The sequence below is a fragment of the uncultured Mucilaginibacter sp. genome, assembly GCF_913773635.1.
Taxonomy (GTDB): Bacteria; Bacteroidota; Bacteroidia; order Sphingobacteriales; family Sphingobacteriaceae; genus Mucilaginibacter.
This window is the reverse complement of the sequence record NZ_CAJYGQ010000010.1, coordinates 222695-249370: the sequence shown is the minus strand read 5'-3', so window position 1 is coordinate 249370 and position 26676 is coordinate 222695. Positions and strand designations below refer to the sequence as shown.

At 40.9% G+C, this 26676-nt stretch carries 26 protein-coding genes; 10 read left to right on the top strand and 16 right to left on the bottom strand.

What is annotated here, in order from left to right:
- The first annotated feature begins 4 nt into the window (after window positions 1-4).
- The gene (locus QZ407_RS13225; protein WP_295771850.1) at window positions 5-640 is read left to right on the top strand and encodes an HAD family hydrolase; all 636 of its coding nucleotides are present in this window, start codon (window positions 5-7) and stop codon (window positions 638-640) included.
- Here QZ407_RS13225 and QZ407_RS13220 read toward each other — a convergent pair.
- Window positions 637-1152, bottom strand: a complete 516-nt coding sequence (locus QZ407_RS13220) for a DinB family protein (protein WP_295771848.1) — start codon at window positions 1150-1152, stop codon at window positions 637-639. The two genes, QZ407_RS13225 and QZ407_RS13220, sit on opposite strands and share 4 nt — an antisense overlap.
- A gap of 142 nt (window positions 1153-1294) precedes the next feature.
- Here QZ407_RS13220 and QZ407_RS13215 point away from each other — a divergent pair, with 142 nt between their 5' ends.
- Window positions 1295-2842 (top strand): L,D-transpeptidase family protein, encoded by a 1548-nt coding sequence (locus tag QZ407_RS13215; protein ID WP_295771846.1) that lies wholly within the window; start codon window positions 1295-1297, stop codon window positions 2840-2842.
- Between the two features lie 39 nt (window positions 2843-2881).
- Here the strand turns inward: QZ407_RS13215 and QZ407_RS13210 are convergent, their stop codons facing one another.
- Window positions 2882-4315, bottom strand: a complete 1434-nt coding sequence (locus QZ407_RS13210) for a glycoside hydrolase family 28 protein (protein WP_295771844.1) — start codon at window positions 4313-4315, stop codon at window positions 2882-2884.
- Between the two features lie 161 nt (window positions 4316-4476).
- Between QZ407_RS13210 and QZ407_RS13205 the strand changes: the two genes are divergently transcribed.
- The 8 genes from QZ407_RS13205 to QZ407_RS13170 all read left to right on the top strand — a co-directional run bounded on the left by QZ407_RS13205 (window position 4477) and on the right by QZ407_RS13170 (window position 13650).
- Complete coding sequence (locus QZ407_RS13205) at window positions 4477-5559, top strand: M64 family metallopeptidase (RefSeq protein WP_295771842.1); 1083 nt, start codon at window positions 4477-4479, stop codon at window positions 5557-5559.
- A 54-nt stretch (window positions 5560-5613) separates the two neighbouring features.
- Window positions 5614-6393 (top strand): 3-deoxy-8-phosphooctulonate synthase, encoded by a 780-nt coding sequence (kdsA, locus tag QZ407_RS13200; protein WP_295771840.1) that lies wholly within the window; start codon window positions 5614-5616, stop codon window positions 6391-6393.
- A 90-nt stretch (window positions 6394-6483) separates the two neighbouring features.
- Window positions 6484-7419 (top strand): KpsF/GutQ family sugar-phosphate isomerase, encoded by a 936-nt coding sequence (locus QZ407_RS13195; RefSeq protein ID WP_295771838.1) that lies wholly within the window; start codon window positions 6484-6486, stop codon window positions 7417-7419.
- A gap of 55 nt (window positions 7420-7474) precedes the next feature.
- A complete protein-coding gene (locus QZ407_RS13190) occupies window positions 7475-7810 on the top strand; it encodes a DUF3140 domain-containing protein (RefSeq protein WP_295771837.1) in 336 nt (111 codons plus the stop codon).
- Between the two features lie 385 nt (window positions 7811-8195).
- Entirely contained in the window at window positions 8196-9563 is a 1368-nt protein-coding gene (locus QZ407_RS13185) for an NAD-dependent succinate-semialdehyde dehydrogenase (RefSeq protein ID WP_295771835.1), read from the top strand.
- A gap of 86 nt (window positions 9564-9649) precedes the next feature.
- Entirely contained in the window at window positions 9650-10738 is a 1089-nt protein-coding gene (gene mnmA / locus QZ407_RS13180; protein ID WP_295771832.1) for a tRNA 2-thiouridine(34) synthase MnmA, read from the top strand.
- Between the two features lie 133 nt (window positions 10739-10871).
- Window positions 10872-13211, top strand: coding sequence for a type I DNA topoisomerase (topA, locus tag QZ407_RS13175; RefSeq protein WP_295771830.1), 2340 nt, complete (start codon window positions 10872-10874; stop codon window positions 13209-13211).
- A gap of 34 nt (window positions 13212-13245) precedes the next feature.
- Entirely contained in the window at window positions 13246-13650 is a 405-nt protein-coding gene (locus tag QZ407_RS13170) for a hypothetical protein (protein ID WP_295771828.1), read from the top strand.
- A 42-nt stretch (window positions 13651-13692) separates the two neighbouring features.
- Here the strand turns inward: QZ407_RS13170 and QZ407_RS13165 are convergent, their stop codons facing one another.
- From QZ407_RS13165 to QZ407_RS13100, 14 genes are all read right to left on the bottom strand, one after another.
- Window positions 13693-14259 carry a Maf family nucleotide pyrophosphatase gene (locus QZ407_RS13165; protein ID WP_295771826.1) on the bottom strand — a complete coding sequence of 189 codons (567 nt, stop codon included), beginning with the start codon at window positions 14257-14259 and terminating at the stop codon, window positions 13693-13695.
- A 51-nt stretch (window positions 14260-14310) separates the two neighbouring features.
- Complete coding sequence (locus QZ407_RS13160; RefSeq protein WP_157542010.1) at window positions 14311-14823, bottom strand: HAD-IIIA family hydrolase; 513 nt, start codon at window positions 14821-14823, stop codon at window positions 14311-14313.
- 66 nt (window positions 14824-14889) lie between these two features.
- A complete protein-coding gene (iscX, locus tag QZ407_RS13155) occupies window positions 14890-15132 on the bottom strand; it encodes a Fe-S cluster assembly protein IscX (protein ID WP_295771824.1) in 243 nt (80 codons plus the stop codon).
- Between the two features lie 94 nt (window positions 15133-15226).
- Entirely contained in the window at window positions 15227-15559 is a 333-nt protein-coding gene (locus QZ407_RS13150) for a 2Fe-2S iron-sulfur cluster-binding protein (protein ID WP_157542012.1), read from the bottom strand.
- Between the two features lie 19 nt (window positions 15560-15578).
- Window positions 15579-16361, bottom strand: coding sequence for a Rossmann-like and DUF2520 domain-containing protein (locus tag QZ407_RS13145; RefSeq protein WP_295771821.1), 783 nt, complete (start codon window positions 16359-16361; stop codon window positions 15579-15581).
- Between the two features lie 129 nt (window positions 16362-16490).
- Entirely contained in the window at window positions 16491-18956 is a 2466-nt protein-coding gene (gene ccsA, locus QZ407_RS13140; protein ID WP_295771819.1) for a cytochrome c biogenesis protein CcsA, read from the bottom strand.
- Between the two features lie 9 nt (window positions 18957-18965).
- Complete coding sequence (locus QZ407_RS13135) at window positions 18966-19376, bottom strand: cytochrome c maturation protein CcmE (protein WP_157542016.1); 411 nt, start codon at window positions 19374-19376, stop codon at window positions 18966-18968.
- Window positions 19377-19483: 107 nt separating this feature from the next.
- Window positions 19484-20098 (bottom strand): hypothetical protein, encoded by a 615-nt coding sequence (locus tag QZ407_RS13130; protein WP_295771816.1) that lies wholly within the window; start codon window positions 20096-20098, stop codon window positions 19484-19486.
- Between the two features lie 113 nt (window positions 20099-20211).
- On the bottom strand, window positions 20212-21645 hold the full coding sequence (locus tag QZ407_RS13125; protein ID WP_295771814.1) for a Glu/Leu/Phe/Val dehydrogenase: 1434 nt from the start codon (window positions 21643-21645) through the stop codon (window positions 20212-20214).
- An 85-nt stretch (window positions 21646-21730) separates the two neighbouring features.
- Complete coding sequence (locus tag QZ407_RS13120) at window positions 21731-21934, bottom strand: CcmD family protein (RefSeq protein WP_295771812.1); 204 nt, start codon at window positions 21932-21934, stop codon at window positions 21731-21733.
- Between the two features lie 6 nt (window positions 21935-21940).
- Window positions 21941-22603 (bottom strand): cytochrome c biogenesis protein CcsA, encoded by a 663-nt coding sequence (gene ccsA, locus QZ407_RS13115; protein ID WP_295771901.1) that lies wholly within the window; start codon window positions 22601-22603, stop codon window positions 21941-21943.
- A gap of 80 nt (window positions 22604-22683) precedes the next feature.
- Window positions 22684-23976 carry a carboxypeptidase-like regulatory domain-containing protein gene (locus QZ407_RS13110; RefSeq protein WP_295771810.1) on the bottom strand — a complete coding sequence of 431 codons (1293 nt, stop codon included), beginning with the start codon at window positions 23974-23976 and terminating at the stop codon, window positions 22684-22686.
- The gene (locus QZ407_RS13105) at window positions 23964-24647 is read right to left on the bottom strand and encodes a heme exporter protein CcmB (protein WP_295771808.1); all 684 of its coding nucleotides are present in this window, start codon (window positions 24645-24647) and stop codon (window positions 23964-23966) included. Before QZ407_RS13105 ends, QZ407_RS13110 begins: the two co-directional genes overlap by 13 nt.
- Window positions 24648-24720: 73 nt before the next feature.
- Window positions 24721-26667 carry a response regulator gene (locus QZ407_RS13100; RefSeq protein WP_295771807.1) on the bottom strand — a complete coding sequence of 649 codons (1947 nt, stop codon included), beginning with the start codon at window positions 26665-26667 and terminating at the stop codon, window positions 24721-24723.
- Window positions 26668-26676 lie beyond the last annotated feature (9 nt).

Genomic DNA, 26676 nt, shown 5'->3' with positions numbered 1-26676 from the left:
AAGTATGATTAAAGCGTTGATACTTGATTTAGATAACACCCTTTACCCGGTAAGCTCAATAGGCACTGAACTTTTTGAACCTTTGCTGCAGCTTTTAGAAAACAGCAAACCCCAAATTGATGCTGTAAAAATAAAACAGATTAAGGCTGAGATTATGCGGAGGGCGTGGCAAAAGGTAGCAGATGACTTTGAATTGAGCACTGAGCTAAAACAAGCAGGCACCGAAATGCTGCGTGAGTTGACTTATGATAAGCCAATGCAAACTTTTGCCGATTACAAGGAGTTAAAGTTAATCGACCTTCCAAAGTTTTTGGTTACCATGGGTTTTACTAATATGCAGCAAAGCAAAGTTAAGCAACTTAACATCAGCAACGATTTCATGGAGATCCACATCAACGATCCTGAGCTGACTAAAGACACGAAAAAGGAAGTTTTTCAGGATATAATGCTTAAATATACCTTTAAACCTCAGGAAATTTTGGTTATTGGCGATGACCCTGAATCGGAAATAAAAGCTGCACTTGATTTAGGTATACCAACGGTGTTTTATGACCGTAACAGTGCATATGCTCAGCAAAAAGCCGATCATCGTATCAGTAATTTTAAAGAGTTACCCAAGGTTATTGAGCAGTACGCTTAGGCCTGGTGCCTTAATACGCCAACAGTAACCAGCAATTGCCCAAGATGCCGCATAGTGTGCTCAGCAGCATGAGTGTACAAACCAATTACGGTTGATGGCAATTGCGCACGCCCAACACCTCTAAATTCAATAAGAGTTTGGGGGTCTTGGGTTTTTATTTGCACTAAAGCTAAATCTATTTGGTTCGAAAACGATTGAACCAAGCCAGCTACATTGGTACTGTTTGCATTAGGGTTACCCTCAGCTGCAAGATAATCAAGTTGCCGCTGGCTAAGTTGTTCTTGCCGAATGTAAGTAAATAGCCTGTCAAGCACACCGGTTAAATGCTGCAGATGGAATGCAGGCGATGCAAGGCTAGCGGGTTTCGTCCATAATGCTTGCTCGGGAAAGCCATTCATTAAATCTGTAATTTCTTCCCTTGCCTGCAGTAAAGCATGCGCCACGGGCTGCAATAACGCCGGAACATCATCAAGCGGTCCACGCAGCCAAACCTCTGGTTGTTTACTTTTCATACTGTAAAATTATGCTAAACTATACAATAGCGTATCATTTCAATCTAACATGATATATGTATTGATGATTAAACAGCCATTTACAGGTGTAACTGAGGTATGGTATAGCAATTGCAATAAGCCTGGCATTAACAATCGATCCATGAAAATACTCAACACATTTAGTTTTAAGAGTAAGTGGCATACCCTATCCGTTGGGTTATGTGCACTTTTGGTAATTACGTTTACAAGCTGTAAGCATACCAAACGTTCTGATATGGCGCAAACCATATATGAAGTAAACAAAAACAAAGCTTTTAATAAAGTTACTGAAGAAGGCTTTCAGCCGGTATTTCAGAAAATACTTGCCGAAAAGAAAGCCAAACTTAAAAACCCAAAAGTTATAACCGGATTTTACGAAAGCAACGGTTACGACCCCGTGCTGGTACTTGATCACATGAAAGGTGAAGACCTTAAAACTCTTGCGGCTTATTTGAAAAAGTCTGGTGAGCACGGCCTTGATCCTAAAATATTCCAGGCTGATGACATCAACAATCTGGTTGACAAATTTTACAGCAAAGACGCCATTAAAACTCCGGAAGAAGCTTACGAAACTATGGCCCGCCTTGAAGTTGCACTTGCTAACTCACTTATTAACTATACCAACGCTCTCCAGTATGGCTTGATTAGTCCGCGTAAAATTTACGCACGCTATTTCACTCAAACCCTGCGTCCTGATAGCACCTCAATGAAAAAAGTGTTTGGCATTGCCGATATGAAATCATTTTTAGATAGCATTCAGCCTAAAAGTGCTCAATATGTTGCTTTACAAAAAGCACTTGCATCAAACGTACAGGTTCCGGGTAAAACTGCTGAAGAAACTGACAGGATTTTAAAAGTAAATCTTGAACGCCTGCGTTGGAAAAACAAGCCTGCTGACAATAAGTACGTTATTGTAAATATTCCTGATTACCGTTTGGATGTAATGCAAAACGGCAAATCGGTTATGAATATGAAAGTATGTGTGGGCGAAGGTCGCAACATTGACCGTACTGATAACCTGGTTGAATATGATGAAAGCGATAAAGTAGACAGACCGTTTTCACGCGAAACACCACAACTTAACAGTGCGATATATACCGTGCAAGTAAATCCAATTTGGAACATACCAAAAAGTATTGCCACAAAAGAAATCATGGTTGCAGCAGCCCAGGACCCATATTACCTTTCAAATCATAATATGGCTGTTTATCAAAACGGAAAAGAAATTGAAGACAGTGAAACAATTGATTGGTCATCTGCCGGGCCTAACGACTATGAATTTAAACAGCGTCCGGGCGATAATAACGCGCTTGGTAAAATCAAATTCCTGTTTAAAAATAGTAGCAGTGTTTATTTACATGATACCCCTGCAAAACTTGCGTTTGATAAACCAATGCGTGCAGTAAGCCATGGCTGTGTTCGTGTTGAACGTCCGCTTGACCTTGCCCATGCTTTATTTGGCGACGGTAACAAATTTGAGACCATTAAATCAGACATGGAAGCAGGAAGCCCAGAACCAAAAGATATTGCACTGCCTAAGAAAGTGCCCGTGTACTTAACCTACACAACTTGTTGGGCAGATGAAAGCGGCACCTTACAATTCAGACCCGACATTTACGGGTTAGACATTGTGTTATTCGCACATTTAAACAAATATTTAACCGCATAAACATAAAAAAGGCTGCCCCACAAAGGCAGCCTTTTTGTATTAATAATTAAGATTCTTCTCTTCGTCCGTCATCTTAATCTGATCTGTTGATAATCTGGTTCCATTAACAACTACGTTCTTTAGTTGTAGACCTTTTAGGTTGGCTATATTATAAGCCTTTTTAACATTGTTTATAGTAACATTGGTAAGCTTTAGGTTTTGAACTGGTTGCTCTTTATAACCTTCAATTACCACACCGGTGTTTCCTCCATTTTCCACTTGCATATTACTCACCTCAATGTTTTTAATCAGCGGCATATAGTTGCCTGTGTCTTCGTAAAACATAGTCACCAAAATAGCTTCCTGTTTAACTTGCCCCACCTTGATGTTGCGCATGTAAATATTTTCAATTATGCCGCCACGCGCCGAGCTGGTTTTGATACGTAAGGCACGGTCAAGCTCAGGGCTATTCATGGTGCAGTTTTCGGCAAAAATATTTTTAGCACCGCCCGAAATCTCACTGCCTATTACTACGCCCCCATGTCCGTTAGCCATGGTACAACCTTGTATTATTACATTTTCACATGGTATACCTATTCTACGCCCATCGCGGTTGCGGCCAGATTTTAAAGCAATGCAGTCATCACCTGTATTGAAATAGCAGTCTTTAATTAAAACGTTCTTGCAAGATTCGGGGTCGCAGCCATCTGTATTAGGGCCTTCACTTTCAACTGTCACTTTATTAATGGTCACATTATTGCATAACACCGGGTTAAGTATCCACATTGGCGAGTTAATGATGCGCACCCCCTCAATAAGCACGTTATTGCACTTGTAAGGTTGCACAAACTGAGGGCGTAGGTAAAAGCCGTTTCCAAAACGTCTTTCGGCCATAGGCACATCTTTTTCAGCCATGGCAAATAAAGCTGGCCTGTTACCTTTGTCTACCTGGCTTGCACTACCCGCTTTAAATCCATATTCTTTTTTGCCCTTCCAAGGCCACCAGTTTTGAGTGGTGGCTTGTCCGTCAAGTACTCCCTCGCCGGTAATTGCTATATTTTTCTCGTTGTATGCATAAATCAGCGGGGAATAATTCATCAGCTCAATACCCTCCCACCGGGTAGGTACTAATGGCAAATAGTCATCAGGTTTGGTTGAGAATAATAAAGTTGCACCTTTTTCCAGATGCAGGTTGACATTACTTTTTAAATATACCGGCCCTGTTAAGTAGCGGCCCGCTGGTATAATTACTCTACCCCCACCAGCTTTATGGCAGGCATCAATAGCAGCCTTTATAGCTGCGCTACAATCCTTTTTACCCGTGGCATCGGCGCCATAATTTTTAACAAAGAATATGCGCTTAGGAAAACTCGGACGCTTGATCTTGGAAAGAACATCATCTAACTGACTCCACGGGTCTGTTTGTGCATACAGGTTTGCGCAGCCGGTAACGAGTACAAACAGCAGAACGTATTTAAAAAATGATTTTAACATAGCCGAATATACAGGTTGATGCGCTAACCACAAGAAACATTTAAGCTACAAACTATAAATGAGAAACTAAGAGTGCATGCAAACATCATTTTAATTTAACAAAGTGTGACGTATATTAGTGGTGCAGAACTATATGGCTCTGCACTGATCTTATCATAACAGTGAAACTAAACTCAATTATCACAATTATTTTTTGCTTGCTGATATCGGCTTGTGGCAAAAAAACAGAAGCACCTAAGCAGGCAACCACAACGCCCCCAACTACCGGCTCAAACCCAGGAGGCGGTGGCACAACTCCCGAAGATGTGCTTTACCATAAAGACGGTGACGTAAACAAGTTATATTATAACATGGCCAATGGTGTTAACATAGTTGTACTTGGTGATGGCTTTGTTAAGGAAGACTTAAAAAAGAATGGGGTATTTGACACGCAGGTAAAAAAGGTGATTGATTATCTTTTTACCGTAGCTCCGTTTAAGCAATACAAACAATATTTTAATACTTACGTAGTATATGCCGAGTCGGCCAAGCAAGGAGCTGCCGTAGGCTCAACATCATCCGATAATAAATTCGGTTCCTATTTTTCGTCTGTTACAGACAGGTTGCTGATAGCAGGAAACTACAACACCTGTTACGAATATGTTGATAAGGCTATTCCGCGCGCAATTGCTCACCTTGTAGTGCTTGTGGTAAACGACAGTAAGTACGGTGGTTCCGGTGGCAACATTGCTGTAGTATCAACAAATGAAGCCTCCAGGTATGTAATGGTCCATGAGGTGGGTCATACCTTTTGCGGCCTGGGCGATGAGTACATCGAAGAAGAAATTGCAGATAATTACCCGTTAAGCCGGCTACCAATGATGGCTAACATTGATGTAACTGCCGATGCATCAAAAGCCAAGTGGTCACACTTTGTTGGCCGTGCCGGGTACGGTGGCGTAAGTTCTTTTGAAGGTGCTTACTACCGTAGCAAAGGTATGTACCGGCCAGAAAATAATAGCTTAATGTCGAGTTTAAATAGTCTAAACTTCAACGCACCCAGCCGCGAAGCAATTGTAAAACGCATTTTAATGCTAACCGGCGTCACTTATAGCTTTGAAAATTTTTTGCGTGAAGATGCTGCATCAGCTGCCACAGCTTCTACAAAACTTAATATCAACTATGCCATTCCAAAAAACGATTTCTTAAATATGGATAGCCGCCTTCAGGAGCTTAAGGTCGAAGCAAAAAGACTTGAGCATTAGTAATCAAGCGTACCTGAAGGGCTTACTTGATTAAAAAATTATAAATTTGCCGGCATGACGCTTTACGAACAAATACAGCACAAGCCTTTTTTTATTTTGGGTCCTTGTGTTATGGAAAGTCAGGATTTGCTTTATCAGGTTGCAGAACAGGTTGCACGCGTAAAGGAAAAGTATGATGTTCCGGTTGTATTCAAATCATCTTTTGATAAGGCCAACCGCACGTCAGTTGCCTCATACCGCGGTCCTGGTTTGGAAGTGGGTATGCAAATGCTGCAAAACGTAAAAGAAAAGTTCGGGTTGTCTGTTACTACCGATATACATGAGAGCCATCAGGCAGCAACAGCTGGCGAGGTTTGTGACATTTTACAAATTCCTGCGTTTTTGTGCCGCCAAACAGATTTGCTTGTAGCTGCGGCAAATACCGGCAAAATTGTAAATGTAAAAAAAGCACAGTTCCTGTCGGGGCAGGATATGTTTTATCCGGCACAAAAAGTGGCCGAGGCCGGTAACACGCAAATTATATTAACCGAGCGTGGCAACATGTACGGCTATAATAATTTAGCAGTTGATTTCAGGAATATATTCGACATGAAAGCTTTTGGTTACCCTGTTTGTATGGATTGTACACATTCTGTGCAACGCCCGGGCGGTGCAGGTGGTAAAACCGGGGGCGACCGTACCTTTGTACCTATGATGGCATTGGCTGCAAAAGCATTTGGCACGAATGGTTACTTTATGGAAATCCACCCCGACCCTGACAACGCCCTAAGTGATGGCCCTAACATGGTAAAACTGCATGACCTAGATAAGGTAATTGAATCCTTACTAAGCTAATTTTCTCTTCTCTATAAATCGAAATCAAGTTTCAGCCGGTATTATGTTATAAGTTGTGTATCGGTTAGTACGTTAAACCAAGTCTTAATTATGCAACACATCGCGCAACGTGTATTTAATGATGAAATTGAATCGCTTAAAGAGGCTGCTGCACTTATTGATGAGCACTTTTCTGCAACCGTTGACGTTATTTTGCAAAGTAAGGGAAAGGTGATAATTACCGGAGCAGGCAAATCTGGCTTGATTGGTAAAAAAATCTCAGCAACGCTGGCAAGCACCGGCACCGCAAGTTTTTTCATGCATCCAACCGAGGCATTCCATGGTGATTTAGGTATGGTTGGTAAGGATGATGTGTTGATACTCATATCCTACTCAGGCGAAACTGATGAAGTAATCAAAATAATCCCTTTTTTAAAGTGGAATGATAACATAACTATCAGTATCACGGGCAATCCAAATTCAACTATAGCTAAGAATACTAATCATCACTTAAACGTACGTATAACGCACGAGGCCTGCGCACTTAAACTTGCTCCCACCTCATCTACTACAGCAACCCTGGTAATGGGCGATGCTTTGGCGGTAGCACTTATGGAGGCAAGAAAATTTCAGCCGGAAGATTTTGCACGTTTTCATCCCGGCGGAAGCCTTGGCCGTAAACTACTTGTTAAGGTAAAAGATTTGATGCGTACAGAACAGTTACCGTTTATTCATGAAAATGCTTCGTTCACTGATGTGCTGCTACGCATGTCAGAGGGCCGGCTAGGAATGGTAATAGTTGGCAATGAAACCTACGTTAAAGGTGTTGTTACCGATGGCGACTTAAGGAGGGCGCTTTTACGCAACCCCGATACATCTACACAAACTGTAAGCAGCATGATGAGCATTAATCCGGTTATAATACCCGCCGATGAATCAATAAACCATGCAGAGCAGCTTATGATTGAACGTAAAATTACTACCATACTTGTTGGCTCACCTACCAATCGTACTGTTTTAGGGATTTATCAAATTTACACCCGGTAGTAGTATCGTCAACAAAAATCAGTGTCGCGTTGTTACCCTTTCTAAATACAGTACTATGGAAAAGGACGAGCAACAGGATGTTTATAAAGACTTTAAGGAGCTTGTAAATATGTCGGCTTCAGTGTTAGAAAAATGGCTGAAGACTGATGAATCGAAAGATGCGGGATGGGATAGCGGCAACGGTGAATCTGTTGGGCATAAGTCAGGTGTTAAGATTGTAGACATCCTCCGCAAAAAGAAAGATGAATTAACAGGTACCGATTATAAGCATATGCAAAAGGTTGTGGGCTATATTAAAAGGCATACAGCCCAGCAACCATCAGGTAACTTAAAAGATTCAAAATGGAATTACTCCCTAAAAAACTGGGGGCATGATTATTCCAAAAAATAAATACTTTATATAATCCAGTTTATAATTGCGGCAAAGCAAATAAGAGCCAATATGCAGCCCTGCATTTTTTGTTCGATGGTTAAATTAGTTATGTTCATTTTATTAGGGGATATATAGCAAATATAGGCCTGGCGTACTTTTTTGCAAGGGTTTACAGCATTTTTAAGAATTATTTAGTTGTTTGACCATCTAGATAAATTTTTTTCAGTAAACACTTATTTTTTTTAAACAGGTGTTATGATTTGAACCAAAATGAAGGATTAATTAAGTACAATGTGACTGGTTTTTTAACCTGATATTTTCAACGAAAACATCCTTTTTAGGTGAGATATGCTACAAACAAGCTTAAATCAATTGCTGCCGCCTTTATATTAAAAGTTAAATTATGTCAATCCAATCAGTAAATCCTGCCAATGGCCAGGTTATTAAAGTTTATGAAGCGCACACTGATGAACAGGTGGCCTACAAAATAAAACAGACTTATGACGCGTGGTTACGGTGGCGCAAAAGTGATAGTAGTTTACGATCCAATTTACTACTTAAGTTAGCGGCAGTGCTAAACAAACGCAAAAGTGAGCTTGCAGAACTGATGGCCGTTGAAATGGGCAAGCCGGTCAAACAGGGTGCATCAGAAATCGATAAATGTGCGGCTGTTTGCGAGTATTATGCTGATAACGCTGCTAAATTCTTACAGGAACAGATAATTGAAACGGAAGCTCAAAAAAGCTATGTTACGTTTAATCCTATCGGGGTGGTGCTCGCCGTTATGCCCTGGAACTTTCCGTTTTGGCAGGTATTCCGGTTTTTAGCGCCGGCGTTAGCTGCAGGCAACTGCGGGGTGCTAAAACACGCTTCAAACGTACCGGGCTGTGCGCTTGTTATTGAAGATATGGTGCGCGAGGCTGGTTTTCCTGATAACGTATTTCAAACGCTACTTGCCGGTAATACCCAGGTTGATGCCATCATTGAAAACGAGTACATTAAAGCGGTTACCTTAACAGGCAGTACAAACGCTGGTATAAAGGTGGCACAAAAGGCTGGCTCTTTACTTAAAAAAAGTGTGCTTGAGTTGGGAGGCAGCGATGCTTATATTATATTAAAAGACGCTGATCTTGAATTAGCCGCCACTACCTGTACGGATAGCCGCTTAATCAATAGCGGACAAAGTTGTATTGCCGCCAAGCGTTTTATTGTAGTTGAAGCCATTGCCGACAAGTTTACAGCACTAATGCTAGAAAAAATGGAAAGCAAACGCGTTGGAGATCCTTTAGAACAAGAAACTGAGGTGGGCCCACAAGCCAGGGTTGACTTACGCAACGAATTACATGAGCAAGTACAAAAGTCTGTTGCTGCGGGCGCAAAATGTATTTTAGGTGGCACGATTCCTGAAGGTGAAAATGCTTTTTATCCACCCACAATCCTTACCAATGTAAAGAAAGGTATGCCGGCTCATGATGAAGAATTATTTGGCCCGGTAGCCGCTATAATTGTGGCTAAAGATGACGTGGAAGCCATTGAGATAGCTAACGACAGTGTATTCGGTCTTGGAGGTGCTATATTCACTCAAGATATTAAACGCGGGGAGCATTTGGCTGCTAACGATTTAGAGGCAGGCTCATGCTTTGTTAATTCATTGGTTAAATCAGATCCGCGCTTACCTTTTGGTGGCATCAAACAATCTGGTTATGGCCGAGAATTAGGAATGTTTGGCATTCATGAATTTGTAAACATCAAAACCGTTTATATAAAGTAAGCAAATCAGCCTCCTTTCAGCTTTTACCCTACCCTGACTGTGCATATTTTATCCTACCGTGCTTATATATTATCTTTGTCAACTATATGAGTAAGCACGGTAGAATTTTAGTAGCCATGAGTGGTGGTGTTGATAGTTCGGTAGCAGCAATAATGTTACATGAACAGGGCTACGAAGTTATTGGCCTTACCATGAAAACATGGGACTACGCTTCATCTGGTGGCAGCTCCAAAGAAACCGGCTGCTGCAGCCTTGATAGTATTAACGATGCACGGGCTTTAGCCGTTGGTTATGGCTTTCCACATTACATATTAGATATACGTAACGAGTTTGGCAATTATGTTATTGACAATTTTGTTGACGAATATTTAGCCGGCCGTACCCCTAATCCTTGTGTACTTTGTAACACGCACATCAAATGGGAAGCATTGCTTAAACGTGCTGATAAACTAGATTGTGAATTTATCGCTACCGGGCACTACGCCAACATTCGCCAGCAGGATAATGGCCGTTATGTGGTATCAAAGGGCAGAGACGAAAATAAAGACCAATCATACGTGCTTTGGGGTGTATCGCAAGAAAATCTGGCACGTACCAAGTTTCCGTTAGGAAGCTTTACTAAAGCCGAAATACGGCAAATGGCGCTTGATTACGGCCAGGTTGAGCTTGCCGGTAAAAGCGAGAGCTATGAAATCTGTTTTGTACCAGACAATGATTACCGTGCCTTTTTGCGTCACAAAGTTGAAGACCTTGATCAACGTGTTGGACCCGGAAACTTCATTTTAACTGACGGCACTATAGTTGGTAAACACCAGGGCTACCCGTTCTACACCATCGGTCAACGCAAGGGTTTAGGCATAGCTTTAGGGCAGCCTATGTTTGTTACGCAAATAAACCCGCATAATAATACGGTTGTGTTAGGCGTTGCCGAAGAGTTACAACGCAAGGAAGCCTGGGTAAGAGATCTTAATCTTGTTAAATACGAAAGTATAACCGAACCGCTGCAGGCAGTCACCAAAATACGCTATAAGGATGCCGGCTCAGAAAGTAGTATTGTTCAAATGGGCGAACACATGAAGGTTGATTTTCATCACCACGTTTCTGGCATTGCTCCTGGTCAGTCGGCTGTATTTTATGAAGGAAGCGACCTGCTTGGCGGTGGCTTTTTAATGTAGAAATCAACCCCGCCTCTCAATAAGCAAACCGAACAATTGTGTACAATTGCTGTTGCAATTATGAAAATAATAGCAGCAGAGAATTTGTGTTTCATATTCTTTGTGTTTATTTGCAGAAAATAAAAAGCATTTAATGGCTAAAAATCTACTCATTGTTGAATCTCCGGCGAAAGCCAAAACTATCGAAGGCTATCTTGGTAAAGACTTTACGGTTAAATCAAGTTACGGTCATATCCGTGATTTGGTAAAGTCTGAAGATGCCATTGATATACCAAATAACTTTGCACAACGATATGAGGTACCTGCCGATAAAAAGCAGGTAGTAAGCGAGTTAAAGAAACTTGCTAAAGAAGCAGAGATGGTTTGGCTAGCATCCGATGAAGACCGTGAGGGAGAAGCCATCTCATGGCATTTGTTTGAAACGCTTGGGCTTAAAAATGATAAAACTAAACGTATTGTTTTTCATGAGATTACTAAGCCGGCCATTATAAGAGCTATTGAAAACCCGCGCACCATTGATTATAACCTGGTTAATGCACAACAGGCCCGCCGCGTTTTAGACAGGCTTGTAGGTTTTGAGTTGTCACCAGTTTTATGGAAAAAGGTTAAGCCATCCTTATCTGCAGGACGAGTGCAATCTGTAGCCGTTAGGCTAATAGTAGAGCGTGAGCGTGAAATTAACCGTTTTACTCCCGAAGCTGCATTTAGAATTGTTGCCATATTTGGTAAAGGCCGCGACGCCTTTAAAGCTGAGCTTGCTGAAAGATTTGCGGAGCAGGCACAGGCAGAAAAGTTTTTACAAGACTGCATTGATGCTTCTTTTACAGTAAATTCGCTTGAAACCCGCCCCACCAAACGTTCGCCTGCGGCCCCCTTTACAACCTCTACCTTACAACAGGAAGCAAGCCGTAAATTGGGCTTTTCGGTATCACGTACCATGTCTGTAGCGCAAAAGCTATATGAATCGGGTAAGATTACCTATATGCGTACTGATAGTGTGAACCTGTCTGAAATGGCTTTGAATGCTGCTCAACAAGAAATTACATCCGCTTATGGCGAGCGTTACCATCAATCACGCAAATACAAAACAAAGTCAGCCAGTGCGCAGGAAGCTCACGAAGCTATAAGGCCTACTTACTTCAATGAGCATACCATTGATGGTGATAACGCCGAAAAGCGTTTGTATGAACTAATTTGGAAGAGGGCAATAGCCTCACAAATGAGTGAAGCGCAGTTTGAGAAAACAACAGCAAAAATTGGCATATCAACCCGGCCCGAAGGTTTAGTAGCCAACGGAGAGGTTATGAAGTTTGATGGTTTCCTAAAAGTGTATCTGGAATCAAATGATGAAGATGACGATAGCAACCAGGATGGTGATAATGCCATACTGCCACCTTTAACAAAAGGCCAGCAGCTAACTTTGCAGGAAATGACGGCAACCGAGCGCTATTCACGTCCGCCGGCCCGTTATACCGAGGCAAGCCTTGTAAAAAAGCTTGAAGAGTTAGGTATTGGCCGCCCGTCTACCTACGCGCCTACAATCTCAACCGTGCAAAACCGTGGGTATGTAGTCAAAGAGGAACGCGAAGGCAAAACCCGCAATTACCGGGTACTCACTCTTAAAGATAAGGCAGTTAAACAGGAACAAAAAACGGAAAACACCGGTGCCGAAAAAAATAAGCTTTTCCCTACTGACATTGGTGCCGTAGTGAATGACTTTTTAGTGCAGCATTTTAACGGTATAGTCGATTTCCACTTCACTGCAAACGTTGAAAAGCAGTTTGATGAGATTGCGCAAGGACTTACCGAATGGACAGCTATGCTTAAAGACTTTTACACGCCTTTTCATGAAGGTGTTGAAAGTACTATACAAACGGCAGATAAAGCCCGTGGCGAACGCGACTTAGGTGTACACCCTGAAAGCGGTAAAAAGATATCAGTACGCATAGGTCGTTTTGGTCCGTTTGTGCAAATTGGTGATACCGAAAATGAAGAGGAGAAACCTCAATACGCAAGCCTGCGGACCGGTCAAATGATTGAAACCATTACTTTAGAAGAAGCTTTAGAATTGTTTAAGCTTCCTAAGAAAGTGGGTGTGTTTGAAGATAAAGACATGACTGTTGCCATTGGCAGGTTTGGCCCGTACATTCGCCACAACAGTACTTTTTATTCGTTGCCTAAAGGCGTTGACCCTATGGGCGTGACTGAACCCCAAGCTATAGAAATTATCGAGGATAAGCGTAAAAAAGACGCCGAAAAGCTCATCAAGACGTTTGATGAAAACTCCGATGTTAAAATTTTAAACGGACGCTGGGGACCGTATATTGAATTTGGGAAGTTAAACGTTAAAATACCTAAAGGTAAAGAGCCTAAGGAACTTACTTACGAAGAGTGTAAAGCCCTTGCTGATGCAATGGAGAAAGATCCAAAAGCAAAGAAGCCTGCAGGAAAGAAATTTTCTAAGAAAAAATAATACAACGCGCCTGGAGACAGGCGTTTTTAGTTATATGATAAAAGATTTGCCACAAAACATTGTTGAAGATATTGCCGTAGCCGTTGCGCTTGAAAAAGAGAGTATTGAAAGTAAGGTTTGGTACGTTTATATAATAAACTTAAAGCAGCAGGCCATTGAAAATGTATTGATTACCTCAAAAGGATATGGAGAAAAAGACGGTGAGCAGGTGAAGACATCTACCTTACGTCATATGATACCGCTGATTGAGGCCGGAAAGTTTGCATTAATAGAACCGATTGATGAACAAACTTTTGGCCTGAACAATGAGTACTGGATAAGCTACTATATTGGGAAAGATATATATGACAAGAAGTTCATCTTTTTGCCCGAAAGCATTGTTGATGGAAACTTTATAAAGCTGCCTGTATTAAACAAGGTTGGCGTAATGATCAAATAATATTGGAGTTAGTCCTCGTTGTAAATTTACCAGCAGTAACAACTATTGTAAACGTTTTAGCTGCTGGTATACCTTTTCGGTAGGTAGGCCAACAACGTTTGTGTATGAACCGTTTATTCGCTCAATTGCTGTTATGCCTACCCACTCCTGTATACCGTATGAACCAGCTTTATCCATGGGTTTATACTTACTTACGTAGTTTACAATCTCCTGCTCGGTAAGCTCACGAAAAAACACCTCCGATACGTCATGAAATAAATTATAATTGCCTTTGTGCAGTATGCAAACGCCTGTTACTACTTTATGAACCCTTCCTGAGAGTACTCTAAGCATCTCAACAGCATGAGCCTCATTATTGGGCTTGCCTAAAATAAGGTTATCGATTGTCACAATAGTATCTGCTGTAAGTACTATCTCGTTGTTGACTGTACCATCGTAAGCTTCAGCTTTTTTACGGGCAATGTAAACGGCAACTTCCTCAGGCGTCAGCCCTTCCGGATATGACTCGTCAACCTCTTTAAGTACAATTTCAAAATCAACATCCATTTGCTTCAACAACTCCTGCCGGCGTGGTGATTTTGATGCCAGAATGATTTTAGGTAAGCTCATGACTGTTTAAAGTTGAAATGTTTATGAAGATGGATTAATTTCAAAACTGAACTACCAGCTGTAAGCTTCAGCACCCATCCATTTACCCTGAATTTTTAATGCTTTTTCAATAACGTCACGTGCACACCCTTTACCGCCAGTTAGTGGAGAGATGTATTCACAAAGCTCTTTGATTTCTTCAGCGGCATCTGCCGGACAAACCGGCATGCCAACCATTTTCATCACCTCCAAATCAGGTATATCATCGCCCATATACATCACGTTCATCGGGCTAATACCACGCTCATTAATGTAAAGCTTAAAGGTGTCAGTTTTTACGCTGCAACCTAAGAATATATCTTTAATACCTAAACTGCTTAAACGATGTATAGCTATTTTTGAGCGGCTGCCAGATATGGCGCATACATTATAACCGCATTTTACGGCTAATTGTAATGCGTATCCATCTTTTATATTGAACGAACGCGTTTGTTCGCCGGCTTCGTTCACATATACCGACCCATCGGTTAATACACCATCAACGTCAAATATAAACGTGGTAATGTCTTTAAATTTTGTAAGCAATGTTTTGTAAAGTTTATATCAAATCAAACAATTTTAAGAAAATAGTTGAATAAATCCTACTTAAAATTATTGATTATCACGCCATTCGTAAACCCAGGCAGATTGTATTTGCTCCAGGTGACCTTCGTTTGATTCTTCGCGCGTGCCGGCAAAATTTGGAATAGTTAACACCCACTCCAGCAAATCGGTAAAGCGTATACGGTAAATTTTAGATTCGTTAAAATCATCGCCAAACTTTTCATAAAGCCCCATGGCAATATCTTCATAATCATTCCAATGAATTGGAAGTGCAAATTTATCGTTATTCATTATTGTATGTTGTAATCTATATAAAAGGATTCGCAATTCATTTAAGCCAACATCGGTCTGTTGTAGAGCATTATTAATGCTTATACCAAGGCCATTAATGACCCATAAATGCCGACTGATCCGGAATAAGCACCTCTATATCACCATTGATAATTACGCACTGGCATCCTAAGCGTGAGGTGATGCGCGGATTAACCGCACGGTCAATAAAGTCCTCCTCTTTGTCTGAAATTTCCTGTATGTTATCCATACCCTTTGTTACGTAAACATGACAGGTACTGCAGCCGCAAACACCGCCACAGTTGTGTTGTAATTCAATGCCATTCTCAAGGCAAACATCCAGTACAGATTCGCCTGCGGCTATCGGAAGTTCAACCGGTGCGTGGTCGGGCTCCTCAAAGCTTATTTTAACTTTAAAAATATCCATTTTGGCAAAAGTAACAAAATTACTCAACCCTGTATTGCCCCTCTCCCATTTTGATGATACACTGACTTAACAGCTCATAAATTTCTTTCGAAACAGGCTTATCTTCCAGCAAATTAAGGTGCGCATCCATCGTATTTTTATCGTTACGTATAGCTGGCCCGGTTTGCACTTTAGCCGGTAACTGCACCTGCACTTTTTCTGCGGTTTCTAAAATAAGAGGGCGCATTAAATTAAAATCCAACTGATGTGTGGCTAAAAGTTCTTGTGCAACATTATACAAGTAGTTAGGAAAGTTGCAGGCAAATACCGCCGCTAAATGCAATATTTTACGTTGCGCCGAATTTACCTCGCTCACGTTGTTACTTATGCTATAAGCAAGTTCTTTCAACATAGCGATAAGATCTTCATATGCACCCTCAATGCATAATGGCACCGTGCTGAAATTTACCTCCCTTATTTTGCTGAACGTTTGCAATGGATAAAAAACTCCGGCATGTTCGGTGTATTTAAACAAAGACTCAATGGGTGTAGCGCCCGATGTATGGACTATAGGTTTTTTATGTACTGCCAGTTGTGAAGCAACACTGTCTATTACGCTGTCACTTGTACTGATGATAAACAAATCTGTATCGGTATTAATCATCGTCAAATCATCAATGGCTTCTGCTTTCAGGTGATACGCCAAAAGATTCGCATTGTGCTGATTGCGACTGTACACCTGCACTATGTAATGGCCCGCATTTTTAAGAGCAGCACCTAAATGTGTAGCTACGTTACCTGAGCCGATGAGGGTGATACGCATGATTCAATTTGTTACTTGTTGCTATTTGTTAATCAAAAATCTTAATACGGTTATGAATATCATACAAACAATATTGCCGATGATAGTTAACCCATCATCGGCAATATTGATCTATTCAATCCATCTTTGTTAGATTGTTTTAAGCTCTTTGTTTCTTCTGAATATTGACATCAGGAAACCAATAACCATTATAATGGTGCCCGACCAAAAGAAATTGATGTAAGGGAACTCAATGGCCCGCATTACAATGTATGATTTTTCGCTTTCGGGCTGTTCTAATACCGTAATTTCAAATTTATTATCAGAAGGTATTATTTTAGTAAAACGGATTTTCAAACCGGCATCGTCAACTTTGCGGGCAAAATCAAATGTATTGCCTCCCTTTATCATAAATACAGGCTCGGCCTTGTAAGTTTTGTCGTGCGAGAACACATCCAGCATAGCACCAACTGCTACATCATTTTTACCTAAAGGTATATTTTGCAATTTAGGAGACTTGTTAAGATTACGCAATACCATGTAACCTTCTCTGAAACGGATGGTGTCACCTAAACTTACTTCGTGAACAACAGGTGGATTGTATTTTTTATCGTCACCTGCATGATCTTCCGCAACCTCGGTAGCTCCTGCAGCCAAATCTTGTTCCTGCTTAATAGGCGCTGCTGTTATGTGAGTATATAAATCGCGGAAGAGATAATGCTTTGTATCAGGAGATGAAACCAAACCCATTTTAGCGTTAGCCTGCGAATTAGGTTTCAAAACAAAGTGCTCAGTTACATTACCCGTTGCATCAACTTTTTTGTAATCCACCAAAAAGTAATGGTTAGGTGCTACAAGTGAATCGCCAACGTAGGTTACTTTGTAACCACCCATATTAACCGGCTGATTTTTGTAGAGCATTATATTCTCGCGCGCGTCACCGGCTTTGTCAAAGTCTTTCACCTGTATAACACCGCTTTCATTTTTTGATACTACCCTACTTGTACCTGCAGCTATCAACGCACCAACCAACAATAGGGCAAAACCAATGTGAGCCACTGCCGAACCAGCTAATTTGAATTTACCCTTAAGTGAATCGGCCAAAATTTTCGCATTGGCTAGCACCCCGTAAACTGATCCAAACATAGCGAGCATAAATACAACCTTAAGCTTGTATAAACCGGTTATGTAAATGATGATTGCACTAATAATAGCAGCTACTACCAGGCATACCAAAGTACTAATAAAAAATTTGGCAGGTTCGGTTCTTTTGTATTTCAAAAATTGAGTAAAACCTAAAAATAGGGTAACCACAACTGCAAACCCTGCCTGAAACATGTTATACAACGTAATAGGATTTGCCGGAGGAGCTATTTTAGTCCCAAACATGGCATTCCAAACAGGGAAAGATGTTACAATAACTAGTTGCAAACATGATAGCGCCAGGAATGATGAGCCAACGAATATCCAAAATTCCCGCGAGTAAGTTTCTTCTTCCTTTTTCGAGAACGGAAGATCTTTCCAACGCCATATGAGTAAACCCACCATAATGCCAAGGAACACCAGCACATCTATAACAAGATGCCAAAACATACCAAGATCGGTAAAAGCATGTACCGATGTTTCGCCCAGAATACCACTACGTGTTAAAAATGAAGCATAAAGCACCAATACGAAGCTTAGCATAGTGAGCAGGGTGGCGGTGAAGTATGAGTGTCCGGTGTTTTTATAAACAATTAAAACGTGAACGGCCGCAATAAGAACCAGCCATGGAATAAGCGAAGCATTTTCTACCGGATCCCAGTTCCAGAAACCGCCAAAGTTAAGCGATTCATATGCCCAGAATGATCCCATAATGATACCAGTTCCCAAAATCATTACCGCAAATAAAGCGTAAGGAATTGCAGCAGCAACCCATTCCTTATATCTGCGCTGCCATAAACCTGCCACGGCATAAGCAAACGGAACAATCATTGAAGCAAAGCCTAAAAACAAAGTGGGCGGGTGAATAACCATCCAGTAGTTTTGCAGCAAGGGATTTAAACCATTACCATCTTTGATATATTGCAAGTAATCGGGCCTGCTGAATATTGGAGCTTCAATAGCATCGCGCAACATAATAAATGGTGAACTGCCTATGCGTTCGCCAAACATCTCAACACCAATCAGCATTGAGCTTAGCAATACCTGCGACAAGCTTACCACGGCCATAACAGGCCGTTCCCATGATTTAGCCTTCCAGATAAGAACATTACCTAATAACGCTTGCCAAAAAGTCCATAACCAAAAGCTGCCTTCCTGCCCTTCCCAGTAACTGGATATAATGTAGTATACCGGCAACGTACGTGATGAGTGCGCCCATGCATAATGGTACTCAAATAAGTTATTATAAATAATATAAAACAGACAACAACCAATTGCAATCACCGAAAAGGTATTTACAAAAAATGCCACGCGGGCTATGCGGAACCAGGATTGATCAGAAAGATCAGACTGTTGTTTTGCAGAAAAAAAGTAACTGATGGCAGCAAGCAATGCCGAGCCAAAGGACAGGATAACAAATGCCTGCCCAAGGTGCCCCGGTAAAAGGTGCTCCCCTGTAAAAACTGTGTTCATTAAGTAAGATTATAAGTTAGCTTGTTTGGCAGAAACCTCGGTTACCTCAAGCTTATCTTCGGTATATTTAGACGGGCACTTCATTAAAATTTTTGAGGCATGAAACTCCCTGCCCCTCATTTGTCCGGTAAGTACAATCTGCTCCGAACGTTCAAAATCCTGAGGTTTGGTTCCGGTAAATACCACCTTACATTCTTCACCCTTATTATCAAGCATGTAAAATGAAAAGTAATTGGCATCTTTAGTAGGATCGTAGTACAGCTCTTTGTTTTTAACCAAATGGCCTACCACATGCAATTCTTCGGTAGTGGCACCTGCATCTTTGAATGAACCGTAAGTACTTGTATTTGAATATGTACTGATGATAACTGCTATAGCAATAGCAATTACAATAATACCTAAGATAGAACTTTTCTTCATTGAAAATTACCTGTTGTAAAACAATTTACAAAAATACAAAACGTATAACCAATATAATTTATTACCGAAGATATATCTTATTTAGAACTATTCTTAACAATACGCTATTAACGCATAGCCTTATACATCTTTTCAAGATCGATGTAGTTATTGTACTGCATGAAAGTTTTACCTACCTGGGTCAATAAGGCTTTACTTTGTAACTCATCCTCCCCTTTCATCAGCGGTGAATTGATGCTCAACACCCTGCCATAACTGTATGTGCACAAGTAAGTTTGTTTTACTACGTTTGATTTGTCTCCCTCAGGCAAATAATATGTCCAGAATAAATATGGCTTATTGTTAAGCGTAAGCCACTCCGTTGTGCTTATCAACTTATCAGCCTTTAAAATTTTCTTAGCGTAATCAACTTCCGATTGTACATATCCTAAAACAAGTTCTTTTTGTTTGTCAGGTGTGCGCGATAGTGTATCATTGATAACAGGTGTAAACGCAAACTGCAAAACCTGTGTACCAACCAATATAACATATGGGTGTTCTGTGGCCTTAACCTGGTTGGATGCTACATCCAGGGTAAGCGCACGCTTGCGGCTTGTGTAAGCTACCCTTGCACCAAACTTGGTTTTAATTATTCCGGTTTCGAAGTACTCGGGGGGAGCGTTTTGTGCAAATGAACAGGTTGCATATAACATTAATGCAAGCAGGCCCGGTAGAAATCTCATTACTTTGATTAGTGAATTTGTAAATGCTTATTTAGCAAACAAAAATAGCGATAACCATTAGGGTTATCGCTATTAAAACGGTTTTTAAACCAAATAAGTATTGCTGGAATTATTTACGGCCAAACACCTAAGTTTTGGTATGAAACAGCAATTTTATTTATTGCGCCTACAAAAGCAGCAACGCGAAGCGTTTTTGCCTCCGGGTTATTGCGTAAAGTTTCGCGTATTTCATGGTATGAACGAATCATAGTATCCTCCAAGCCGGAGTTAACCAATTCAAGCTCAGTAGCACCTTTGATGATAGTTTCGCGCTGAAGCGGAGTTAATGAAACGCCGGTAATGCCTTCAACCATGTTAACTATGTTCAAGTTTGAGTTTTCTTCAAATCTGCGATTCATACGACCGAATGAAACGTGTGAAAGATTTTTCAACCACTCGAAATATGAAACGGTTACACCGCCGGCATTGGCATACATATCAGGTACAATTATACCACCGTTTTCGTAAAAAATGGCTTCTGCCTCAGGTGTAGTTGGTCCGTTTGCACCTTCAACTATAATTTTAGCTTGCAGGTTACGAACGTTTTCTATTGTAATTTGATTTTCTAATGCAGCCGGTACCAGTATATCACATGGCTGCTCAAGTCCTTCTCCCGAACGGGTAAATTCCTTTTTAGCACCTGCGAAACCCAATATTGAACCTGTGGCTTTACGGTGTTGGAAAACAGCGTCGTAATCAAGACCGTCTTCACTATAAATGGCACCTTCATATTCGCACAAGCCAACAATGGTTGCGCCAAATTCAGACAAAAACTTGGCCGAGTAGTAGCCCACGTTACCTAAGCCTTGTACAATTACCTTTTTGCCTGTTAACCCGGCTGTTAAACCAAGTTTTTGCATGTCTTCGCCAACGCTAACACATTCCCGGGCAGCTATGGCAACACCACGGCCGGTAGCTTCTCTCCTGCCTGCAATACCGTGCAACGCAATTGGCTTTCCGGTAACGCAACCTAGTGCATCGCCCTGGTTAGGGTTCATGGTTGCATAGGTATCAGCAATCCAGCTCATTTCACGCTCGCCTGAGCCATAATCTGGTGCAGGTACGTCAATGCTTGGACCTAAAAAGTTTTTCTTTGTCAGTTCAACAGTGTAACGGCGGGTAATGTTCTCTAACTCCTGTACCGTGTAGTTTTTTGGATTGATTTTAATGCCACCCTTAGCACCACCAAATGGTACATTAACAATAGCACACTTATAAGTCATTAACGCTGCAAGCGCCATTACCTCATCTTCGTTAACCATTTCGCTGTAACGTATACCACCTTTGGTAGGCGATTGGTGATGCGAATGCTCAACGCGCCATGCATCAATAACTTCAAAGCCGTCACCTTTACGTATAGGAAAGCGGAAACGGTAAACACTGTTACATGATTTAATTTGATCTAATAAACCGGCATCGTGTTTGGTAAATTGAGCTGCGTGATCAAAATTGGCGCACACATCTGAAAAGAAATGAGTGTCTTGATCGGATATAATTAAATTGCTCATATATGAATTTGATTAATAATTGGTAAAGTTTTACGCAATAAGAAGTTGAATTAAAAGTTAACACATTGCAAGTGCCAAAAAAGTTTTAGTCTTTGTGCTTTTCAATACGGTTTAAACGCCTGTCCATACTGAACAGGTATAAAGCCAGGCCAACAAATACAATAACTATGGTACCTATAACAACGTATATTTTTCCTTCGCTCCGCATAGTATCAGCCATTTCAACATCTTGTGCAAATGCGCCTAAATAGCCTATCAACAATACGGCTAAACAAGTAAGTTTCTTCATGGTAATTTATAAGGAGTTGTTTTTATTTTCGATTAAACGTATACGGTAACGCAAAGTTGCAATCCATAAGGCAATAAGCATCCATCCTATAAATGCAGGATATAATACAGCACGCATTTCGTTAGTCATGTCATACTTACCAAACGCCGGATTGCCTCCATTACCAGGGTGTAATGAATCGGTTAAACGTGGCAGTATGAACAATAGAACCAACATTATAGGGAAAGCAAATATGTTGTAAATGGCCGAAATACGTGCACGCCTCTGCTCTTCATCTATGGCGTTTCGCAAAACCAGGTAAGCACAGTAAAGCAAGAAGGCTATTGCCGCGCTATTTTGTTTAGGGTCGTTACTCCAGTATTGTCCCCAAGTATATCGTGCCCAAAGCATGCCGCTCAGCAATCCCAAAATATAAAATATTATACCGGTGTTAACGCTCTCAATAGCAATCAAATCATACTCCTCCTTGCCACTGGCTAAATAGCGCACGCTGTAAAAAACCGATACGCCAAACACCAAAAACATAGCCATCCACATGGGCACGTGGAAGTATACGTTGCGTATGGTCTCGTGCAAAATAGGTAATTTAGGAACAGTTAGCATGAACCCGGCTACCAATGTATATAACACCAGCACAACACCTAAAATTTTCCACCAACTTTGATATATAAATTTCATATAAAATTCAACGCGCAAAGGTAAAACAATTACTTAAAATTACTATGCTTACATAGCAATTATCATATAGGCTAAGGCTTATATTGTTGACCTATATACGGCGGTGTGTAAGTTGCAGATGGTTCAAAGTCTACAGGTAGCAATTCCGCTATTTTATTTTTGGACCATGTACCTTCCTGCAGCGGACTTGGATTTGATAATATTGAGCCATTTTTATCAAACAGTATATATGGCGTATAAAGCGTTACCACACTTGTTTCAAAATTTTCCCAATCCAGAGGCCGGTAAATGTCTTTAAAATCCTGCGTTTCGCGCTTTTTGGTGTAAACGACGTAAAGGCACTCCGGAAACGCCATGCCGTATATACCCTGCCTGTCTGTCTCTTTAACAACCTGCTCAATTTTCAGTGGGTCGCGGTAGAGGTGCTCGTGATATTTTGGCAACTGATATTTGTTTACCCAGTATCTTAATGAATCGCTGTTTACACCGTCAAACTTATCAATCTTGCGTTGTATAACCGGGTCGGGCGGGCGCTCAGCATTTGGTCGTCGGGCCAAGATGCGCATAACAAAGCCATCACGCTCGTAATTACCATCAACCAGCGAGCGGAAAAACTGCATTGCCGATCCGTAGTAGATGTCCTGCCTACGCTGCTCCCAAATTTTCCTTTGAGCCGCGCTTCCGGGTAACTCCTCGTATAATACCTTTCCTTGCCAGGATATTATATTGTTTAATTTATCGCTTTTAAAGTTTTTAAGTAGAAAACGTATGCGGTAGCCTAATGCTTTATTTTCAATATTAATGAAATCATAAGATAAAGCTGTAAGGGTTCGCTTTGATTTGCTGTAAATAAGTACTAGATCATGCGGATTAGATATTTTACATTGCCTGGCGTAAGCAGATGTGCCAAAAAACTCGGCCAGAAACATTTGATAATTTGCCTTCCAATTATCATTATTGGTAACTACTACATCCTCCAGTTGCATAACACGCGCTCTCATTTCCACGTTTATAGCTATTGGTGTAGCGTTAACCAAAACCTGTTGCGTGAAGTCTTCAAATCCTACTGACGTAGCAACCAAATCATACTGGCCGGGCCTGATGTTGCGAAGTGTGAAATTCCCAGCTTCATCCGTGGTTGCTCCAACGGTAGCATTACTTAAGAAAACGCTTACTTTAGCTAAGGGAGTCTTGGTATCTGCCCGTACAATTTTGCCACTAATGGTACCCGTTTGCGCTTGCGCACCGGCAAACACCATCAGGTTCAGTAAAAGCAAGAAGTATACACGCAATAGTCGCGCAGTAGAAATCTGATAATTGCTTAATGCAAGAGAACCGGCACCAAATGTCATCAATCGCGCCATAAAAACGGAAACAATATAAGCGATACAGCTATAACAATTACGTTAATAGCACCCAACACACCAAAATTACCGTAAGTAAGACTGCGTTCCACACCATCCATGGCACTCTTACTAATTTTTACCAGCAACATAATAACAGGTATTATTACCGGGAAACTCAATATAGCCATCAACGTTCCATTGTTACCGGCTTTTGCGGCTATGGCCGAAACCATGGTAAATACTGTAGAAAACGTAATACTGCCTGATAATACTACCAGGAAATACCATAAGGAATCACCAACGTTATTAGTAAAAAACAAGGTGTAAACTACAAGCGCCAATGTGCTTAACAAAGCCATGAGCAAGGCGTTGTATATAGTCTTTGATAAAATTATAGCATGCGGACTTGCTATGGTGTAGTAATAAAGCAAGCGGCTACGGCTTTCTTGGAGGAAGCTTTTAGCAATGGCGTTTACAGAAGCAAACAGAATTATTATCCAAAACAGTACGTTCCATACTACCGGGTAACCCTGGCTTTTTGTAAAGCCGGGTGTTAAGTTGAAAGCTATGTAACAAACAAAAACCGTTGATACAATATAAAGCAGTACCCCGTTAAATGCATATTTAGAGCGCCACTCTAACAATATTTCTTTCCTGAGCAAATAACCTGTTTGGCGCAATAATTTCATTACTGCAAATATAAGAAAAAGCTTTTGCGGCTACACTTAGGTTTTGTTACAGGTAGCAAAACCCGGAAATAATTTAAGCTAACTGTTTACCCTTTGATATCTCAAGCAGATGTTGCATTTTTTCGTGTAGTTGGTATGGCTGAAAAGGTTTAGATAAAATATCATTCATACCAGCTGAGAGCGCCTGCTGCTGCTCATGGTCAAACGTGGCTGCCGATAGCGATATGATTGGTATACTGCGCTTAGGTTCGGCAAAGTTCATACGGATGTTTTTAGCGGCATCGTACCCATTCATTTCGGGCATATGCGTATCCATCAATATCAGGTCAAAATCTTTTGCCAGCAATTTATCCAGCACTTTTTGTCCGTTGTCTACTATCTCAAAGTTTACGTTCCAATCTTTAAGCATTTTAGACATCATGAACTGGTTTACCAGATTATCTTCAGCAACTAAAACGTGTACATCTGTAAATGGCATTAAGCTTCTTTGCTTACCCCCCCCAGCCTTCTCGGGCTTAGGCGCGTCAGCAACAGCATACCAGTTAGTGAAGTTAAACACACTGCCGCTACCAATTTGGCTACTTACGGTAAGTTCGCCTCCTTTTAGTTCAATAAGCTTTTTAACAATGGTAAGCCCCAAGCCTGTACCGCCGTATTTTATAAGTGTATCGTCTTCAGCTTGCTCAAAAGAATCAAATATTTTAGCAAGTCGGTCACTGGCTATACCAATACCGGTATCAATAACACTGAATTTGATTTTAACGTTACTATCAACCTTTTGCAACACCGATAGTACAAGCTTAACATAGCCGCGCTCCGTAAACTTAATGGCATTGCTAAGCAAATTCATTACAATTTGATTGAGACGTAAGGCATCAAAAAGCAAGCATTGAGGCACATCGCTATCAATCTCCAACAGCAAATCAATGTTTTTCTCGTCGGCTTTGTATTTCAGCAAATCAAATGTGGACTGAACAACCTGGCGCACATCATTAGCCTTACGAATAATGCTAAATTTACCGGCTTCAATTTTTGAGATATCAAGCACGTCATTAATAACTCCTAATAGTGACTGCGACGACACATCAAGTAAATCCACAATATTTCGTTGATGCTCGTTAAGTTCACCCTTGCGCAGCATGTTTGTAAGGCCAACAATACCATTTACGGGTGTGCGCAGTTCATGGCTCATATTGGCCAAAAAACTTTCTTTAACCTTGCGCGAGTGCTCGGCCGCTTCTTTTGATTTAATGAGTTCCTGCTGATAGCTTTTTTGTGGAGAAACATCACTTATATTAATAAATAATATTTTATTATTATAAGTAATACGACACTCGGCCCAAATAGTACGCTTGTCAAACGTTTCTAATTGATATTCGGCTACTGCAAAGCTCATGTTGTTATTCACAATCTCTGAAAGCTTTTTACGCAGTTTTGGCTGATCGTCCGGCACGGCCATATCAACAATACTTGTTTGCTCAAGCTCATTAACCTGATAGCCTAACAACTTTTTAACAGCCTGATTTATTGAAAGTATGCGAAAGGTTTTAGCATCAACAGTGGTAATGATATCAGCAGAATTTTTAACCATTATGGCATAATTCTGCAACTCCTCATTCTTTTCCCTGATGTCTTTCTGGTATTGGGCTAACTGGATAAATGCATCAACTTTGGCTGATGTTATATAAGGGTCAAGTGGCTTATACAAGTAATCAACTGCACCTGTACCAAACCCTTTTACTGCGTACTTTGATTCTTTGGAAATTGCTGTTACAAATATGATGAGTATGTCTTTAGTTCGCGGGTTTGCCTTAAGCATCTCCACTAACTCGAAGCCATCAATCTCGGGCATCTGCACATCAACCAGGGCAATGCTTATCTGGTTTTCCCAGGCAATACGCAATGCCTCATTTGGTGATGTAGTAGATATGATATTAATATCATCGCGGCGGAGCAAAGCCTCCAACGCAACAATATTTTCTTCCCTATCATCAACAACTAAAATATTAACAACACTCATAATAAGTGG

Excerpts from the sequence above, each read along its gene's own strand:
- QZ407_RS13225 (WP_295771850.1), top strand. The coding sequence starts at position 5 with ATGATTAAAGCGTTGATACTTGATTTAGATAACACCCTTTACCCGGTA.
- QZ407_RS13220 (WP_295771848.1), bottom strand. The coding sequence starts at position 1,152 with ATGAAAAGTAAACAACCAGAGGTTTGGCTGCGTGGACCGCTTGATGAT.
- QZ407_RS13215 (WP_295771846.1), top strand. The coding sequence starts at position 1,295 with ATGAAAATACTCAACACATTTAGTTTTAAGAGTAAGTGGCATACCCTA.
- QZ407_RS13210 (WP_295771844.1), bottom strand. The coding sequence starts at position 4,315 with ATGTTAAAATCATTTTTTAAATACGTTCTGCTGTTTGTACTCGTTACC.
- kdsA (WP_295771840.1), top strand. The coding sequence starts at position 5,614 with ATGACGCTTTACGAACAAATACAGCACAAGCCTTTTTTTATTTTGGGT.
- QZ407_RS13195 (WP_295771838.1), top strand. The coding sequence starts at position 6,484 with ATGCAACACATCGCGCAACGTGTATTTAATGATGAAATTGAATCGCTT.
- QZ407_RS13190 (WP_295771837.1), top strand. The coding sequence starts at position 7,475 with ATGGAAAAGGACGAGCAACAGGATGTTTATAAAGACTTTAAGGAGCTT.
- QZ407_RS13185 (WP_295771835.1), top strand. The coding sequence starts at position 8,196 with ATGTCAATCCAATCAGTAAATCCTGCCAATGGCCAGGTTATTAAAGTT.
- mnmA (WP_295771832.1), top strand. The coding sequence starts at position 9,650 with ATGAGTAAGCACGGTAGAATTTTAGTAGCCATGAGTGGTGGTGTTGAT.
- topA (WP_295771830.1), top strand. The coding sequence starts at position 10,872 with ATGGCTAAAAATCTACTCATTGTTGAATCTCCGGCGAAAGCCAAAACT.
- QZ407_RS13170 (WP_295771828.1), top strand. The coding sequence starts at position 13,246 with ATGATAAAAGATTTGCCACAAAACATTGTTGAAGATATTGCCGTAGCC.
- QZ407_RS13165 (WP_295771826.1), bottom strand. The coding sequence starts at position 14,259 with ATGAGCTTACCTAAAATCATTCTGGCATCAAAATCACCACGCCGGCAG.
- iscX (WP_295771824.1), bottom strand. The coding sequence starts at position 15,132 with ATGAATAACGATAAATTTGCACTTCCAATTCATTGGAATGATTATGAA.
- QZ407_RS13150 (WP_157542012.1), bottom strand. The coding sequence starts at position 15,559 with ATGGATATTTTTAAAGTTAAAATAAGCTTTGAGGAGCCCGACCACGCA.
- QZ407_RS13145 (WP_295771821.1), bottom strand. The coding sequence starts at position 16,361 with ATGCGTATCACCCTCATCGGCTCAGGTAACGTAGCTACACATTTAGGT.
- ccsA (WP_295771819.1), bottom strand. The coding sequence starts at position 18,956 with ATGAACACAGTTTTTACAGGGGAGCACCTTTTACCGGGGCACCTTGGG.
- QZ407_RS13135 (WP_157542016.1), bottom strand. The coding sequence starts at position 19,376 with ATGAAGAAAAGTTCTATCTTAGGTATTATTGTAATTGCTATTGCTATA.
- QZ407_RS13130 (WP_295771816.1), bottom strand. The coding sequence starts at position 20,098 with ATGAGATTTCTACCGGGCCTGCTTGCATTAATGTTATATGCAACCTGT.
- QZ407_RS13125 (WP_295771814.1), bottom strand. The coding sequence starts at position 21,645 with ATGAGCAATTTAATTATATCCGATCAAGACACTCATTTCTTTTCAGAT.
- QZ407_RS13120 (WP_295771812.1), bottom strand. The coding sequence starts at position 21,934 with ATGAAGAAACTTACTTGTTTAGCCGTATTGTTGATAGGCTATTTAGGC.
- QZ407_RS13110 (WP_295771810.1), bottom strand. The coding sequence starts at position 23,976 with ATGGCGCGATTGATGACATTTGGTGCCGGTTCTCTTGCATTAAGCAAT.
- QZ407_RS13105 (WP_295771808.1), bottom strand. The coding sequence starts at position 24,647 with ATGAAATTATTGCGCCAAACAGGTTATTTGCTCAGGAAAGAAATATTG.
- QZ407_RS13100 (WP_295771807.1), bottom strand. The coding sequence starts at position 26,667 with ATGAGTGTTGTTAATATTTTAGTTGTTGATGATAGGGAAGAAAATATT.